Below are 14,373 nucleotides of genomic sequence, written 5' to 3'. Positions count from 1 at the left end.
GTTATGCAAGCACTGATTGACGACATTAAAACCATGATTATCGACACGCTGAATCTGGAAGATATCAGTCCGGATGATATCGATAGCGACGCACCGCTGTTTGGCGAAGGGCTGGGGCTCGACTCGATCGATGCGCTGGAGCTGGGACTGGCGGTGAAAAACCGCTTCGGCGTGCAGCTCTCCGCCGAGAGCGAAACGCTGCGGGCGCACTTTTTTTCCGTGGCCACGCTGGCCGCTTTTGTTGAACAACAGCAAGCCTGAGAACCGTCGACATGAATAAACAAGATATTTACCAGGAAGTGGCGACGCTGCTGACTACGCTGTTCGAAATTGATCCGGACGAGATCCGCCCGGACGCTCGCCTGTATGAAGATCTCGAACTCGACAGTATTGATGCGGTTGACATGGTGGTGCATCTGCAAAAACGCACCGGGCGTAAGATCAAGCCAGAAGCCTTCCGCGCGGTGCGCACCGTACAGGACGTGGTTGACGCCGTCGACCAGCTGATGCGCGACCAGGCCTGATAAACGCCATGCACAGGCTGTTGCAGCTGCTGAACGCGCTGGCGCTGATCGCCTGGCCATTGCTGGTATGGCTGGCGCTGACTCACCCGCAGTGGCGCGGCGTGCTGGTGCTGCTGGCGCTGGTATTTGCGGCGCGCATCTGGAGTCTGCGTCAGGCACAGGGCGCGCTGAACCGCACGCTGCTGCTGCTGGCGCTGATCGGCTGCCTGCTGTCTCTCGCCAGTATCGTGTTGCGGGCGCAGCATCTGCTGCTGTGGTATCCGGTGGTGGTGAATGGCCTGTTGCTTCTGCTGTTCGCCGCGTCGCTGTTCAGCCCGATGCCGCTGGTAGAGCGCCTGGCGCGCCTGCGTGAACCTCAGCTGCCGCCGCGTGCCGTCCGTTATACCCGACGCGTGACGCAGGTGTGGTGCGGGTTTTTTATTTTCAACGGCAGCGTGGCACTGACCACCTGCCTGCTGAGTCATATCCGGCTATGGACACTCTGGAACGGGTGCATCAGCTATGTGCTGATGGGCGCGCTGATGGGCGGCGAATGGCTGCTGCGTCAGCGCATGTGGAAACACGCATGAAGGCCGTGGCGATTCGCGACTGGCTGCAAGGTGCCGATCGTCTCGTCGCCTGGCAGGGGCAACAGCAGCATACGCTGGCGCAGATGCGGCAGCAGGTGCTGGGCTTAACCCATCAGCTACAGGCGCAGCCTGGCGCACGCTGGGCGCTGTGCTTTGACAACAGTTACCACTTTACCGTGGCGCTGCTGGCGAGCTGGTACGCCGGCAAAACGCCGGTCATCCCCGGCCACTGCCGCGCAGCGCAGCTGGAAGAGATGCACGACAGTCTTGATGGCGTGATCAGCGATATGCCGCTGGCGGTCACCCTGCCACAGCTACGCTGGGACGGCGCGCTGGCGCAGGGCGCGCTGCCAGAGATAGCGGCGCAGGCGAGTCTGGTGCTGTTCACCTCCGGCTCAACCGGAACGCCGCGTCGCGTGGTCAAATCACTGCGCGCTATGGATCTGGAAGCTCAGTGGCTGGCCGATCTGTGGGGCACGCGTCTGCAGGCGTGTCACGTCATTGCCTCGGTAAGCCATCAGCATCTGTATGGCCTGAGTTTTCGCATTATTCTGCCGATGGCGCTCGGCCTGCCGTTCGCCGCGCAGCAAATTTTTTATGGTGAGCAACTGGCGGATCAGCGTGCCGATCGCCGCTACGCCTTTATCAGCAGTCCGGCGTTTTTGCGCCGGCTGGATACTGCGCTGGTGGCGCCGCCCTGTGCACTGATTGTCTCCGCGGGCGGCGCGCTGCCGGGCGCGGATGCGCAACGCGCGCAGCAAACGCTGGACTGCGCGGTGGATGAAATTTATGGCAGTACCGAAACCGGGGTGATCGCGTGGCGCCGGGCCAGCGATGACGCTGCGCTGTGGCAGTGTTTCCCCCACGTCTCGCTGCGCGAGATCGCGCCGCAGCGCTGGCAGGTCTTCTCAGAACTACTGGAGAGCCGCGCGGGCTGTGCGCTGGACGATCGTATCGTGCAGCAGCCGTCGGGCCGGTTTCAGCTGGCAGGGCGCCAGGATCGGGTGGTGAAAATTGAAGACAAGCGCGTGTCGCTGAGCGAAGTAGAGCGTCGCCTGCTGGCGCTGCCTGGTGTGGAAGATGCCGCCGCGCTGGCGATTCAGCGTCACGGCCGCCATGCCATCGCGGTGGTGCTGGCGCTGCCCCAGCTGCCAGACGCCGCCACGCTGCACCAGCGTAAACAACAATGGAAACGCGCGCTGCAACCCTGGCTGGAGCCGGTCGCCATGCCGCGCTACTGGCGGGTGGTGACGGCGATTCCGGTCACCGCGCAGAGCAAGCGCGCATGGCCGCAGATAGAGGAATTGTTTGATGTTACCGGTTGAATTAGACGCGCAACAGCAGGATGGCACGCTCACCCTGCGCCTGCTGGCGGCTGCCGACCTGCTGTGGTTTCGCGGCCACTTCCCGACGCTGCCGATTCTGCCAGGAGTGGCGCAGCTTGACTGGGTACTGCACTACGGCCTGACGCGCCTGGCGCCGGGTAAGAGCTTTGCCTCGATTGAAAACATCAAATTCCAGCAGCCGGTGCCGCCGGATGCGCAGCTGGAGCTGCAGTTGCAGTGGCTGCCGGAAAAGTCGCTGCTGAGTTTTCGCTACGCGCTGCTGCGCGGTGCGCAGGCTGAGGTCGCCAGCAGCGGGAAGATTCGCCTGTGCTGAGTGCCTCTTTTGCGCCCTGCGTGCTGATTCCCTGCTACAACCACGGTGCCATGCTGGCGTCGGTGCTGGCGCGGCTGGCCCCGTTCAACCTGCCGGTGATCGTGGTCGACGACGGCAGCGATGCCCGGACCAAACAGCATATCGCTGCGCTGGATGCGCCGCAGCTCCGGGTGCTGACGCTGCCGCACAACCAGGGTAAGGGAGCGGCGGTGATTGCCGGACTGCGCGCCGCCGCGGCCGCGGGCTTTAGTCATGCGCTGCAGCTGGACGCCGACGGACAGCATCAGGTGGAGGACACACCGCGCATGCTGGCAGAGGCCGAACGCTATCCGCACTGCCTGATCTCCGGCCAGCCGCAGTACGATGCCTCAATCCCGAAATCCCGGCTCTATGGACGCTACATCACCCATTTCTGGGTATGGGTGGAAACGCTGTCGTTTTCGCTGAAAGACAGCATGTGCGGTTTCCGCGTCTATCCGCTGGCAGCGTCGCTTGAGCTGTGCGATCGCCGCGCTATTGGCCAGCGCATGGATTTTGACACCGAGATCATGGTGCGCCTCTACTGGCAGGGCACGCCGAGCCGGTTTATCCGCACGCGCGTGACCTATCCGCCGAGCGGCGTCTCACACTTTGACGCGCTGCATGACAACCTGCGTATCTCGTGGATGCACACCCGCCTGTTCTTTGGCATGCTGCCACGCATCCCGCAGCTGCTATCCCGCCGGCGTCAGCAGGCGCACTGGGCAGCGACGCCAGAGCGCCGCGGCCAGTGGGGGCTGCGCTTTATGCTGTGGCTGTACCAGCGTGCCGGCCGCCTGCCGTTTATTCTGCTGCTGTGGCCGGTGGTGGCGGTGTACTGGCTCAGCGGTCGCGCGGCGCGGGCGGCGTCGCAGCAGTGGCTGACGCGCGTACAGGCCGTGGCGCATCAACAGCAGATTGCGCTGCCGCGGCCGCTCAGCAGCTATCGCCACTTCCTGCGTTTTGGCAACAGCATGCTGGATAAAGTCGCCAGCTGGCGCGGTGACCTGAAATGGGGACGCGATATCGACTTCGCGCCCGGTGCGGAAACGGTGATTCGCGCCGCTGAAGGCAAAGGTCAGCTGATTCTCGCCTCGCATCTGGGCGATATCGAAGCCTGCCGGGCGATGGCGAAGCAGGTCAGCGGTCTGGTGATCAACGCGCTGGTGTTCACCGACAACGCCCAGCGCTTCCGCGCAGTGCTGGAGAGCATTGCGCCGCAGGCGGGCGTCAATCTGCTGCCGGTCAGTGATATCGGCCCGGACACCGCAATTTTACTGCAGCAAAAGCTGGATGCCGGTGAGTGGGTGGCCATTGTTGGCGACCGCACCGCCGTGCAGCGTCAGCGCGGCGGCGAACGGCGCGTGGTGTGGAGTGAATTCATGGGCCAACCGGCACCGTTCCCGCAGGGACCGTTTGTGCTGGCGGCGGCGCTGCGCTGTCCGGTGCTGCTGATGTTCGCGCTGCGCCAGCAGGGCAAACTGCGCGTGCACTGCGAGGCCTTTGCCGATCCTTTACCGCTGCCGCGCAATGGTCGACAGCAGGCGCTGCAGGCGGCGGTCGATCGCTACGCTGCGCGCCTGCAGCATCATGCCCTGCTGGCACCGCTGGACTGGTTTAACTTTTACGATTTCTGGGCTCTGCCCGAAGAGGAGCAACGCGATGCGTGACGCAAGCTGGCGCGCGGAGATTGAACGGGTGGTCTCGTTTCATGACTGCGATCCGATGGGCGTGGTGTGGCACGGCAACTATTTCCGCTACTTCGAAGTGGCGCGTGAAGCGCTGCTGCGCAGTATCAACTACAGCTATGCAGAGATGAGTGCCAGCGGCTACGTCTGGCCGGTGGTCGATACCCGGGTTAAATACCGCCTGCCGCTGCGCTGTGAAGAGGCCATTCGTGTTGAAGCCAGCATCAGCGAATATGAAAACCGGCTGCGCATCGATTATGTCATCCGTAACGCTGCCGGGCAGGTGACCACCAAAGCGCACACGCTGCAGGTGGCGGTCAGCGCCAGCACGCAGGAGATGTGCTTTGTCTCGCCGGATATTCTGCTGCAGCGTTTGGGGGTGTCATCATGATTCGTCTGGTCTGCCTGCTGCTGACGCTGCTCAGCGCCAGCGCCAGCGCGGTGACGCTGGAACAGCTACAGCAGCGCTTTGCCAGCCAGCCGGTGATTCGCGCCAGCTTTATTCAGGTGCGCAGCATCGCTGGCATGGCGCAGCCGCTGGTGTCGCGCGGCCAGCTGTTGATTGCTCAGCAGCAGGGGCTGTGGTGGCACCAGGCGACACCGTTCCCGATGACGCTGATTCTGGATGATCACCGCATGGTGCAAAGCATGAGCGGCCAGCCGCCGCAGGTGATCACCGCAGACAGCAATCCGCAAATGTTCCAGTTTAACCATCTGCTGCGCGCGCTGTTCCAGGCGGATGAGCAGGTACTGCGCGAGAATTTTGTGCTCGATTTCCGCGATGACGGTGGCGACGGCTGGCAGCTGAGCCTGACGCCGAAAGCGGCACCGCTGAATAAGATCTTCAACCGCATCGATCTGCAGGGCGCGGCGTATCTCAACCGCATTACGCTGGATGACCGCCAGGGCGATAAAACGGAAATCACTCTGAGCGATACCCGTACGCAGCCCGGCCAACTGACTGATGAAGAGCGAGCCCGTTTTGCCGCAGCGCAGTGAGATTTTTGCCGCGCGCGCCTGGCTGGCCGTCTGTCTGCTGCTGATGCTGGCGCTGGCCTGGTTACTGCCGCGCAGCCACATTAACAGCAGCGTGCTGGCTCTGCTGCCGCAGCAGAATCTTGGCCAGGCACCGGCAGAGATTCAGCAGGGCTTTATGCAGCGGCTCGACCGCCAGCTGGTGTGGCTGGTGAGTGCGCCCGGTGCGGACGGTGAAGCCGCCGCTGCGTGGTGGCAGGCGCAGCTCCGGGCACTGCCGATGCTCAGTGAGGTCAGCGGCGCGCTGGATGATGATCAGCTGCAGCGCTGGGGAAGCTTTGCTTATCAGCATCGCAACGGGCTGATCGATCCGCTGACGCGTGCGCGACTGCAGCACGGCGGCGGCGCGCAGGCCGACTGGATTCTGGCGCAGCTGTTTTCGGCGTTTGCCGGGGTGAGCAGCAAAGAGCTTGCCGGTGACCCGCTGCTGCTGGTACGTGGCGCGCAGCTGGCGCTGCAGCAGAACGCCAGCAAAATGGTGCTGCACAACGGCTGGCTGACGGTCAGCGATGCGCAGCAGCGCCGCTGGTATTTTCTGCACGGCGAACTGGTACATAACGCCTTCAGCATGGCGCAGAGCCATCAGCTGGTCAGCGCGCTGCATCAGCTTGAGCAGCAGTTGAAACAGCGCTGGCCGCAGGCGCAGCTGCTGACGCGCGGCACGGTGCTGTTCAGCGACGATGCCAGCCAGCGCGCGCAGCATGATGTTGCCACGCTGGGCAGCGTGACGCTGGGCGGTTTGCTGTTGCTGGTGTGGCTGGTGTTTCGCTCACTGCGGCCGCTGGCGCTGAGCGTGCTGTCGGTAGCCATCGGGGCGATGGCCGGCACCGTATTCACGCTGCTGTTTTTTGGTGAGCTGCATCTCACCACGCTGGTGATGAGTCTCAGTATTGTCGGCATCTCGGCCGATTATACGCTGTACTACCTGACGGAACGCATGGTGCACGGTGAGCACGCCACACCGTGGCAGAGTCTGCATAAAGTGCGCGGTACGCTGCTGCTGGCGCTGGGCACCACGGCGATCGCCTGGCTGCTGATGTTGCTGGCACCGTTTCCCGGGCTGCGCCAGCTGGCGGTATTTGCCGCCAGCGGCCTGAGCGCCTCGTGCCTGACGGTGATCTGTTTCTATCCGTGGCTGGTGCGCGGCCTGCCGGTGCGACCGGTGCCGATGATGGTGTGGCTGGCGCGCTGGCTGGCCGCGTGGCGCCGCCAGCGCGGGCTGCGCGTCGGGTTACCGCTGCTGGTGGCCCTATACGCGCTGAGCGGCATCTTACAGCTGCGCGTCGACGATAATATTGCCCATCTGCAGAGCGCGCCGGCGCAGCTGCTGGCGCAGGATCGCCAACTGGCGCAGCTCACCGGGCAGCAGGCCGATCAAACCTGGTTTGTCGTCTGGGGTGATAACGAGCAGCAGGTGTTGCAGCGGCTTAATGCGCTGGCGCCCGAACTGCAGCGCGCGCAGCAGCAGGGCTGGCTGGCGAGCTATCGCCTGCTGCCGCTCAGCACGCTGGAACAGCAGCAGCATGATGTCGCGCTGTTACAGCAGGCGGCCCCGACCATCATGGCGCGTCTGCAACAGGCCGGTATCCATCTGGCGCAGGCCAGTCTGCAGCCGATGCCGGTCAGCGTGCAGGCGTGGCTGGCGAGTCCGCTGAGTGAAGGCTGGCGGCTGCTGTGGCTGTCGCTGCCTGACGGACGCAGCAGCGTGCTGGTCCCGGTGAGCGGCGTGACCAACAGTGCGGCGCTGCAAAAGCTGGCGACAGGGCAGGCAGGCGTGAGCTGGGTCGACCGCAAAGCCCGTTACGATGAGCTGTTTGGCTTCTGGCGCACGCTGCTAAGCGGCCTGCTGGCGCTGGCGCTGCTACTGATCACCGTCAGCTACACCCTGCGCCTTGGCCTCAAAGCCGGGCTGCGCAGCGCGCTGCCGTCATGGCTGTCGCTGGCGGCCGCGCTTGCCACGCTCGGCTGGCTGGGGGCCAGTCTGAATCTGTTTGCGCTGCTGGCGCTGATTCTGGTGCTGGGCATTGGCATCAATTACACGCTGTTTTTCAGTAATCCACGCGGCACGCCGCTGACGTCGATGCTGGCGGTGACGCTGGCGATGATGACCACGCTGCTGACGCTGGGCATGCTGGTATTCAGCAGTACCAGCGCTATCAGCAGCTTTGGTACCGTGCTGTGCAGCGGAATTTTTTGTGCATTTTTACTGGCGCCGCTGGCGCTGGCGGGCGGAAAAAGGAAATCACGATGAGAATGGGTGCGTTACTGCTGGCGCTCAGCCTGCTGCTGAGCGGATGTGCGTCTCACCATGACGAGTCCAGCCGGCCCACGGCCTGGCTCAAACCTGGCGTGCGCGTCACGCTGCCGGCACCGGGCATCTCGCCCGGCTTTCAGCAGCAGCAGTTGCTGACCGGCCGCGTGAAGGGCAAAACCCAGTCATTGCTGGTGCTGCTCAGCGCGGATGCGCAGCAGATCTCGCTGGCCGGGCTGTCGTCGCTTGGCATCCGGCTATTCCGCGTCACTTACGATCAACAGGGGATTCATACCCAGCAGATGATGGCGCTGCCCGACCTGCCGCCAGCCAGCCAGGTGCTGGCCGATATTATGCTGAGCTACTGGCCGGTCAGCGCGTGGCAGCCGCAATTGCCGTCCGGCTGGACGCTACGCGATGTGGGCGATCGGCGCGAATTGCGCGATGCTTCCGGCCAGCTGATCAGCCTGATTCATTATCTGCAGCGCGGGGAACAGCGTGAGCCGATTAGCGTTGATCAGCGCGCCTTTGGCTATCAGATTCACATCCAGCATCTGGACGCCTCCTCATGATTTACCTGTCGGCTTTTGGCATGGTCAATGCGCTGGGCAGCAGCCTGGCGCAGATTGCCGCCCAGCTACAGCAGGGCACAGCGCCCGGCATGCAGCCGCGTGACGGCTGGTTAGCGCAGGGCAAGCGCTGCTGGCTGGGTGAAGTGCCGGGCGCGCTGCCGCCGGTACCGGCTGAACTGGCGGCGCATGATACGCGCAACAATCGATTGCTGCTGGCGGCGCTGCAGCAGTGCCAGCCAGCATTGGATGAGGCGATTACGCGCTATGGTCGCGCCCGCGTGGCCATCGTGCTGGGCACCAGTACTTCCGGCGTGGATGAGGGCGATCGGCAGACGGACGGCGGTCATGCCGGTTATGACTACCGGATGCAGGAACTGGGCGATCCGTCGCGCTTTCTGGCGCACTATCTGCAGCTGGATGGCCCGGCGTACACGATTTCTACTGCCTGCTCCTCCAGCGCGCGCGCCATCATTAGCGGGGCGCGGCTGATTGCTGCCGGTCTGGCCGACGTAGCGCTGGTGGGCGGTGCGGACTCGCTCAGCCGCATGCCGATTAACGGCTTTGCCAGCCTCGATTCGCTGTCGGAACATCACTGCGCACCGTTCAGCGCCGGGCGCGACGGTATTTCGATTGGCGAAGCAGCGGCGCTGCTGCTGCTGACGCGCGAGCCACAGCCGCTGGCGCTGCTGGGCTGCGGTGAATCGTCAGATGCCTGGCACATGTCAGCGCCGCATCCGCAGGGCGTGGGCGCGGAAGCCGCCATGCGCATGGCGCTGCAGCAGGCCGGTTTGCAGCCGCACGAGGTGGGCTATATCAATCTGCACGGTACCGCCACGCCGCTGAACGATCAGGTTGAAGCGGCGGTGATTCACCGTCTGTTTGGCGATGCCGTGCCGTGCAGTTCCACTAAGCACCTCACCGGCCACACGCTGGGCGCAGCAGGCGCCACCGAAGCCGCGCTGGCGGCCCTGATTATCCAGCAACAGTTGTCGCTACCGCCGCAGGATTTTTCGCACGCGACGCAGGATAGTACGCTGCCGCCCTGTGGACTGCTGACGGTGGCACAGCCGCTGGCGCGCCCGGTGATTGCCTCCAACTCCTTTGCCTTTGGCGGGAACAATACCTGCCTGATTGTAGGATATTCGCATGAATGATTTTTTGCCGGTGGGCGATTACCTGCCGCACCGCGCGCCGCTGCTGCTGCTTGAGCGCGTGCTTGACGTCACGCCAGACAGCGTTGTCTGTGCAGTCACGGTGAGCCCGCACGGCGTGCTGGCACCGTTTCTCACGCCGCAGGGCGAGCTGCCGGCGTGGTTTGGCGTCGAGATCATGGCGCAGACCGTGGGCGTCTGGTCCGGCTTTCATGCCCGCCAGCGCGGTGCCAGTGACATCCGCCCCGGCATGCTGCTGGGCGGGCGCGGCTATCGCGCCAGTGCGTCCACCTTCGCGGCACACAGTGCGTTGCAGATTGAGATGCACCTGCTGATGCGCGATGACAAGCTGGGCAGTTTTGAGGGCGAGATCCGCTGCGGCACCAGCCTGCTGGCCAGCGGACGACTGAACACCTACCAGCCCGACGACGACGAATTAACCCGATTAGCGCAACAAGGAACCGAGTGATGACCCGCAGCGTATTAGTAACCGGGGCCAGTAAAGGTATTGGCCGTGCCATGGCTTTACGTCTGGCCGCCGACGGATTTGATATTGTGGTGCATTACCACCGCGACGCCGCCGGTGCGCAGCAGACGCTGGCGCAGATCGTTGCCGCAGGCGGCCGCGGCCGCACGCTGCAGTTTGACGTGGCACAGCGGGAAGCCACGCGTAACGCGCTGGAGCAGGATATCGCCGCGCACGCTGCTTATTATGGTGTGATCAGCAATGCGGGCATTACCCGCGACGGTGCTTTTCCGGCGCTCACCGAAGACGAATGGGACAGCGTGATCCACACTAACCTCGACAGCTTCTACAACGTGATTCATCCCTGCGTCATGCCGATGATCGGCCTGCGCCAGGGCGGACGCATCATTACCCTCTCTTCGGTATCCGGTATGATGGGCAACCGCGGGCAGGTCAACTACAGCGCGGCCAAGGCCGGTATCATCGGCGCCACGAAAGCGCTGGCGATTGAACTGGCGAAACGCAAAATCACCGTTAACTGTATCGCGCCAGGTTTGATCGATACCGGCATGACCGATCTTGAGCCACAGGTAATCGACGAAGCGCTGAAAATCATTCCGATGAAACGTATGGGCGCGGCAGAAGAAGTCGCTGGCCTGGCCAGCTATCTGATGTCGGATATCGCTGGCTACGTTACGCGTCAGGTGATTTCCATCAACGGAGGGATGTTGTGATGCAGCGGGTAGTGGTTACCGGTATGGGCGGCGTCACCGCTTTCGGTGAGAGCTGGAGCGCGGTGGCGCAGCGCATTAAACAGGGCCAGAATGCGGTACGTAAAATGCCGGAGTGGCAAGTCTATGATGGCCTGCACACGCTGCTGGGCGCGCCGATCGACGACTTCACGCTGCCGCCGCACTACACGCGTAAACGCATCCGCGCCATGGGCCGCGTCTCACTGCTGGCGACGCGTGCCACCGAGCTGGCGCTGGAGCAGGCCGGCCTGATTGACCATCCGGTGCTGACCAGTGGTGAAACCGGCATCGCCTATGGGTCTTCGACCGGCAGCACCGGTCCGGTGAGCGAGTTCGCCACCATGCTGACGGAAAAGCACACCAACAACATCACCGGTACCACCTATGTGCAGATGATGCCGCACACCACGGCAGTCAACGCCGGACTGTTTTTTGGTCTGCGCGGTCGCGTGATCCCCACGTCCAGCGCCTGCACTTCCGGCAGCCAGGCGATTGGCTACGCGTGGGAAGCCATTCGCCATGGCTATCAGACCGTGATGGTCGCGGGCGGGGCAGAGGAGCTGTGCCCCTCGGAAGCCGCCGTGTTCGATACGCTGTTTGCCACCAGCCAGCGTAACGACGCGCCGCACACCTCGCCGGCACCGTTCGATCAACAGCGCGACGGTCTGGTGATTGGCGAAGGGGCGGGCACGCTGATTCTGGAATCGCTGGCACATGCGCAGGCGCGCGGCGCGACCATCTATGCGGAGCTGGTCGGTTTTCACACTAACTGTGACGCGGCCCATATCACTCAGCCGCAGCGTGAAACCATGCAGATTTGTATTCAGCGCGCGCTGGACAGTGCAGGGGTGACGGCAGCGCAGATTGGTTACATTAACGCACACGGTACCGCCACCGATCGCGGCGATATTGCCGAAAGCCAGGCGACGGCAGCGATTTTTGGCAATCGTACGCCCATCTCTTCGCTGAAAAGCTACTTCGGTCACACGCTGGGTGCCTGCGGCGCGCTGGAAGCGTGGATGAGTATTGAGATGATGCGTGAGGGCTGGTTTGCGCCCACGCTGAATCTGACGCAGCCCGCCGCCGAATGCGGTGAGCTGGATTACATCACTGGCGCGCCCCGGCAGCTACAGACCGATTACGTCCAGTCAAACAACTTTGCTTTTGGCGGTATCAACACCTCACTGGTGTTTAAACGCTGGCGCGACGCCTGAGTCTCTCCGTTTACCCCTCATTCCCGTCGCCCGGCGGGAATCTTCCTCCCCGATGATGCCTCTGGCGGTGATACACCGCCGGATTTCGCTTGCATTTAGCTGTACGCTGCGCATAATCGCAAACCGCAATAATAATGATTCTCAGTATAATTTACATCAGGGGATAACCATGCGCAGAACGCCTTTCAATCCCGGAATGAAACCGACGCTGCTGGCCATGCTGGTCAGCGCCGGTTGTTTGCCAGTGATGGCTGCTACCACTAACACCAGTAACGCACCTCAGGGCGCTAACGAACAGCAGACGCTGACCGTCACCGCCACGCCGCAGAGTGAATTCAAACCCGGCGGCAACGACTTAGTACCGGCCTTTCTCGACGGCCAGATTGCCCACGGCGGTCGCCTCGGCATGCTGGGCGAGCAAAACGCCATGGACGTGCCGTTCAACGTCATCGGCTATACGGCAAAAATGATTCAGGACCAGCAGGCGCAAACCATCGCCGATGTGGTGCGCAACGATGCGGGCGTGCAGAACGTCAAAGGTTACGGCAATTTCGCTGAAACTTACCGCATTCGGGGGTTCACTCTCGACGGCGATGATATGACTTTCGGCGGTCTGCCGGGCGTGGTGCCGCGCCAGGTGATGGACGCTTCGCTGATCGATCGCGTGGAGATCTTCAAAGGCGCCAACAGTCTGGTTAACGGCGCAGCCAGTTCCGGCGTCGGCGGTATGATCAACCTCGAGCCGAAACATGCCGAAGATACGCCGATCAATCGCGTTGGCCTCGATTACACCTCCTCGTCTCAGGTTGGCGGAACGCTGGACGTGGGGCGTCGCTTTGGCGATAACAATCAGTTTGGCGTGCGGGTTAACGCCGTGCATCGCGAGGGCGAAACCGGCGTTGACGGCGAGAAAAAACGCACCACGGCGGCCTCGGTCGGTCTTGATTATCGCGGCGATCGGCTACGCACCTCGCTGGACGTTGGCTATCAGAAGAAAACCTTCCATGACGGCTTACAGGGCGTGAAATTCGCCAGCGCCGGCGTGATCCCGGCGGTGCCGTCAAATTCGCACAACTACAGCCAGAAATGGGTGTACAGCGATATGGAATCTGAATTCGGTATCGCCAAAGCAGAATACGATATTACCGACAGCTGGACGGCCTATGCCGGTCTCGGCGCACAGCACGCTCATGAAACCGGCAACTACGGCGCGCCGACCATTACCAACAGCAACGGTGACGGCACCATCAGCAGCTTCTACTCCAACCGTATTCAGGACAACATGAGCGGCATGGTGGGGCTGCGCGGTGAGTTCCACACCGGTTTCGTCAGTCATAAAGTCAACGTAGGTTACTCGGCGCTGACCACCAATGCGAAAAATGCCTACGACATGTCGCTGGTGGGCACGCCATTTAATATCTACCACAGCGGCGACGTGGCTGAACCGGCGGCCACCTTCGCCGGCGGCAAGTTCTCCGATCCGCTTACCACTTCGCGCACCCGCACCCAGGGCTATCTGCTGAGCGATACGCTCGGATTACTGGACGATACGCTGCTGGTGACCGTCGGTGCTCGCCATCAGAAAGTGGTGGTGCGCAGCTATAACTACAACACCGGCGCGGAAAGCGTTGATTCACGCTTCACCAACGACCGCTGGATGCCAACGTACGGCGTGGTTTACAAGCCGTGGAAAGAAGTGGCGCTGTACGCGAACCATACGGAAGCGCTGCAGCCTGGTGAAGTGGCCCCCAAAGACGCCGTCAACTATGGCACCGTGACCGGCGTGGCGCACTCGAAGCAGAATGAGATCGGTGTGAAAACGGATTTCGGCCGCATCGGCGGCTCGCTGGGGCTGTTTGAAATCCAGAAACCGTCCGGCCTGATCAACAGTGACAATGTCTACGTCATGGATGGCGAGCAGCGCCATCGCGGCGTGGAAGCCAACGTGTTTGGTGAGCCGGTGCTGGGCCTGCGCCTCAACGCCAGCGCCACCTGGATCGATCCGGTGATGAAGAAAACCGCCGGCGGCACTTACGATGGCAAACAGGCGATTGGCGTGCCGCGCTACACCTACGTGCTGGGCGCGGAGTATGACATCAAGCCGGTGGAGGGGCTGACGGCCACGGCGCTGCTCAACCACAGCGGCTCTCAGTATGCCAACTCGGCCAACACCCTCAAGCTGGACAGCTATACCACGCTGGATCTTGGTATGCGTTACCGCATGAAGGTGAATCAGAACGATCTGGTGTGGCGCGTGGCGGTCGAAAACGTCACCAATGAGAAGTACTGGTCAAACGTTGATGACACCGGCACCTATCTCGCGCAGGGCGACCCGCGCACGCTGAAAATCAGCATGAGCTACGATTTCTAAGCGGCCACCACGGGGCGTAGTGACGCTCCGTGGTCTTTTCCGACAGAAATAGTGCTGTACGTTGGCCGCTATTCCATTACACTCTGTGCGGCAATCCCGCTGA

15 protein-coding genes are annotated in these 14,373 nt (G+C 62.6%); all 15 read left to right on the top strand.

From position 1 onward, the window contains the following. The first annotated feature begins 3 nt into the window (after window positions 1–3). The 15 genes from C1Y43_RS02840 to C1Y43_RS02770 all read left to right on the top strand — a co-directional run bounded on the left by C1Y43_RS02840 (window position 4) and on the right by C1Y43_RS02770 (window position 14,270). Window positions 4–261, top strand: coding sequence for a phosphopantetheine-binding protein (locus tag C1Y43_RS02840; protein ID WP_021508263.1), 258 nt, complete (start codon window positions 4–6; stop codon window positions 259–261). Between the two features lie 11 nt (window positions 262–272). After that, complete coding sequence (locus C1Y43_RS02835; protein WP_021508262.1) at window positions 273–524, top strand: acyl carrier protein; 252 nt, start codon at window positions 273–275, stop codon at window positions 522–524. An 8-nt stretch (window positions 525–532) separates the two neighbouring features. Next, window positions 533–1,093 (top strand): hypothetical protein, encoded by a 561-nt coding sequence (locus C1Y43_RS02830; RefSeq protein WP_104186913.1) that lies wholly within the window; start codon window positions 533–535, stop codon window positions 1,091–1,093. Then, window positions 1,090–2,418 carry an AMP-binding protein gene (locus C1Y43_RS02825; RefSeq protein WP_104186911.1) on the top strand — a complete coding sequence of 443 codons (1,329 nt, stop codon included), beginning with the start codon at window positions 1,090–1,092 and terminating at the stop codon, window positions 2,416–2,418. Before C1Y43_RS02830 ends, C1Y43_RS02825 begins: the two co-directional genes overlap by 4 nt. Next, on the top strand, window positions 2,405–2,752 hold the full coding sequence (locus C1Y43_RS02820; protein WP_058759692.1) for a hydroxymyristoyl-ACP dehydratase: 348 nt from the start codon (window positions 2,405–2,407) through the stop codon (window positions 2,750–2,752). The genes C1Y43_RS02825 and C1Y43_RS02820 overlap by 14 nt, the downstream gene beginning before the upstream one ends. Then, the gene (locus tag C1Y43_RS02815) at window positions 2,746–4,440 is read left to right on the top strand and encodes a glycosyltransferase (RefSeq protein WP_104186910.1); all 1,695 of its coding nucleotides are present in this window, start codon (window positions 2,746–2,748) and stop codon (window positions 4,438–4,440) included. Before C1Y43_RS02820 ends, C1Y43_RS02815 begins: the two co-directional genes overlap by 7 nt. Next, entirely contained in the window at window positions 4,433–4,849 is a 417-nt protein-coding gene (locus tag C1Y43_RS02810; protein ID WP_021508257.1) for a thioesterase family protein, read from the top strand. The genes C1Y43_RS02815 and C1Y43_RS02810 overlap by 8 nt, the downstream gene beginning before the upstream one ends. Next, on the top strand, window positions 4,846–5,457 hold the full coding sequence (locus C1Y43_RS02805; RefSeq protein ID WP_104186908.1) for an outer membrane lipoprotein carrier protein LolA: 612 nt from the start codon (window positions 4,846–4,848) through the stop codon (window positions 5,455–5,457). Before C1Y43_RS02810 ends, C1Y43_RS02805 begins: the two co-directional genes overlap by 4 nt. Beyond that, window positions 5,423–7,744 carry an MMPL family transporter gene (locus C1Y43_RS02800; RefSeq protein ID WP_104186907.1) on the top strand — a complete coding sequence of 774 codons (2,322 nt, stop codon included), beginning with the start codon at window positions 5,423–5,425 and terminating at the stop codon, window positions 7,742–7,744. The genes C1Y43_RS02805 and C1Y43_RS02800 overlap by 35 nt, the downstream gene beginning before the upstream one ends. After that, window positions 7,741–8,316 (top strand): DUF3261 domain-containing protein, encoded by a 576-nt coding sequence (locus tag C1Y43_RS02795; RefSeq protein ID WP_058769605.1) that lies wholly within the window; start codon window positions 7,741–7,743, stop codon window positions 8,314–8,316. Before C1Y43_RS02800 ends, C1Y43_RS02795 begins: the two co-directional genes overlap by 4 nt. After that, window positions 8,313–9,470, top strand: coding sequence for a beta-ketoacyl-[acyl-carrier-protein] synthase family protein (locus C1Y43_RS02790; RefSeq protein ID WP_104186905.1), 1,158 nt, complete (start codon window positions 8,313–8,315; stop codon window positions 9,468–9,470). The genes C1Y43_RS02795 and C1Y43_RS02790 overlap by 4 nt, the downstream gene beginning before the upstream one ends. Next, the gene (locus tag C1Y43_RS02785; RefSeq protein ID WP_021506454.1) at window positions 9,463–9,936 is read left to right on the top strand and encodes a hotdog family protein; all 474 of its coding nucleotides are present in this window, start codon (window positions 9,463–9,465) and stop codon (window positions 9,934–9,936) included. Before C1Y43_RS02790 ends, C1Y43_RS02785 begins: the two co-directional genes overlap by 8 nt. Continuing rightward, window positions 9,936–10,667: a 3-ketoacyl-ACP reductase FabG2 gene (locus tag C1Y43_RS02780; RefSeq protein WP_104186904.1), complete on the top strand. Its 732-nt coding sequence runs from the start codon at window positions 9,936–9,938 to the stop codon at window positions 10,665–10,667. The genes C1Y43_RS02785 and C1Y43_RS02780 overlap by 1 nt, the downstream gene beginning before the upstream one ends. Beyond that, the gene (locus C1Y43_RS02775) at window positions 10,667–11,899 is read left to right on the top strand and encodes a beta-ketoacyl-ACP synthase (protein WP_058759684.1); all 1,233 of its coding nucleotides are present in this window, start codon (window positions 10,667–10,669) and stop codon (window positions 11,897–11,899) included. Before C1Y43_RS02780 ends, C1Y43_RS02775 begins: the two co-directional genes overlap by 1 nt. 169 nt (window positions 11,900–12,068) lie before the next feature. After that, window positions 12,069–14,270, top strand: a complete 2,202-nt coding sequence (locus C1Y43_RS02770) for a TonB-dependent siderophore receptor (RefSeq protein WP_031279293.1) — start codon at window positions 12,069–12,071, stop codon at window positions 14,268–14,270. Window positions 14,271–14,373: the final 103 nt, after the last annotated feature.

Source organism: Pantoea sp. ICBG 828 (assembly GCF_002928355.1).
GTDB classification, from domain to species: Bacteria; Pseudomonadota; Gammaproteobacteria; order Enterobacterales; family Enterobacteriaceae; genus Pantoea; species Pantoea dispersa.
The sequence above is the reverse complement of the archived record's forward strand: the minus strand, read 5'-3'. Positions and strand labels throughout refer to the sequence as shown.

Coding starts and splice junctions, on each gene's coding strand:
- C1Y43_RS02840 (WP_021508263.1), top strand. CDS start 4: ATGCAAGCACTGATTGACGACATTAAAACCATGATTATCGACACGCTG.
- C1Y43_RS02835 (WP_021508262.1), top strand. CDS start 273: ATGAATAAACAAGATATTTACCAGGAAGTGGCGACGCTGCTGACTACG.
- C1Y43_RS02830 (WP_104186913.1), top strand. CDS start 533: ATGCACAGGCTGTTGCAGCTGCTGAACGCGCTGGCGCTGATCGCCTGG.
- C1Y43_RS02825 (WP_104186911.1), top strand. CDS start 1,090: ATGAAGGCCGTGGCGATTCGCGACTGGCTGCAAGGTGCCGATCGTCTC.
- C1Y43_RS02820 (WP_058759692.1), top strand. CDS start 2,405: ATGTTACCGGTTGAATTAGACGCGCAACAGCAGGATGGCACGCTCACC.
- C1Y43_RS02810 (WP_021508257.1), top strand. CDS start 4,433: ATGCGTGACGCAAGCTGGCGCGCGGAGATTGAACGGGTGGTCTCGTTT.
- C1Y43_RS02805 (WP_104186908.1), top strand. CDS start 4,846: ATGATTCGTCTGGTCTGCCTGCTGCTGACGCTGCTCAGCGCCAGCGCC.
- C1Y43_RS02800 (WP_104186907.1), top strand. CDS start 5,423: ATGAAGAGCGAGCCCGTTTTGCCGCAGCGCAGTGAGATTTTTGCCGCG.
- C1Y43_RS02795 (WP_058769605.1), top strand. CDS start 7,741: ATGAGAATGGGTGCGTTACTGCTGGCGCTCAGCCTGCTGCTGAGCGGA.
- C1Y43_RS02790 (WP_104186905.1), top strand. CDS start 8,313: ATGATTTACCTGTCGGCTTTTGGCATGGTCAATGCGCTGGGCAGCAGC.
- C1Y43_RS02785 (WP_021506454.1), top strand. CDS start 9,463: ATGAATGATTTTTTGCCGGTGGGCGATTACCTGCCGCACCGCGCGCCG.
- C1Y43_RS02780 (WP_104186904.1), top strand. CDS start 9,936: ATGACCCGCAGCGTATTAGTAACCGGGGCCAGTAAAGGTATTGGCCGT.
- C1Y43_RS02775 (WP_058759684.1), top strand. CDS start 10,667: ATGCAGCGGGTAGTGGTTACCGGTATGGGCGGCGTCACCGCTTTCGGT.
- C1Y43_RS02770 (WP_031279293.1), top strand. CDS start 12,069: ATGCGCAGAACGCCTTTCAATCCCGGAATGAAACCGACGCTGCTGGCC.